The organism is Bartonella sp. MR168JLCBS (assembly GCF_042194175.1).
In genome coordinates, this window is record NZ_JBHIMP010000279.1 from 1 (window position 1) to 813 (window position 813).

An 813-nucleotide genomic window follows, 5' to 3' on the forward strand; every position below is an offset into this window, starting at 1 on the left:
TCTGCCAAAACCATCTGCCTACCGCCTTTCTTACACCAAAATTCACAAGCTTTATCGATAGATGCTATGCCACTTACCACCGTTAAGCGAATCCTACACCTCTGATCCGAAAGATATGAGTGTGCCCAGCAGACAATTTTGCTAAACTTTGTTCACGCAAGGATAAAAAAACGCGCAAATATGCCTCTCTTTCAGATCAAAAAAGACAAAATATTGATCAAGCATTTTCATTTGTAAATGAAGTATTCATTTTTTGCAAAGTGGTCTCAAGAGCCGTTGTTAAAGCACTTCTTCCCCCTTGACGCGAAAAACAGTTTGACAAAAGCTCATTTGTTCCGCCCTTCGTTGAAAACTCTTTCTCAAGCAGTGCAAAATCAAGAGACGTTGAACAATCAGTTTTTGTAATTTTGCGCATTTCATCAGTAAGATTTCCAAACATCATGGCAAGAAAATCTGCCGACTGCTGTTTTTTTAACCCCTTTGTTACAAACCATTGATGTGCTGTTTTTATAAAATTAAAATAAACCCCCATGAGTGAGCCGGCAGTCATAAAAAGATTAAATTGATCTTCCACTTCCAGCACCAATGTGCCGCCTAACGCATCAAATAAATTGCGTAAAAATGGATGATCTGGATAAATTGGCGTCAAATTTTTGCATTCTGCCACAAAAGGAAGCGGAACAGCACGATAAACCTTATGGTTGATCCACTCTTCAACTTCTGCTGCTTTTGCCATGGCAAGCACGGAAATGACAAGCTGTTCTGGATGAAAACGAAGAGAACGCAAAACTTCTTCTGCAATTTGGTTGGGCA

Annotated in this window: 1 protein-coding gene; it reads right to left on the bottom strand. The window is 39.6% G+C overall.

Features of this window, described 5'->3' with window-relative positions; translation table 11 throughout:
- Positions 1 to 217 precede the first annotated feature (217 nt).
- The coding region (locus tag ACFIK8_RS10865; RefSeq protein ID WP_375669434.1) for a pyrroline-5-carboxylate reductase at positions 218 to 813 on the bottom strand (596 nt) is incomplete at its 5' end.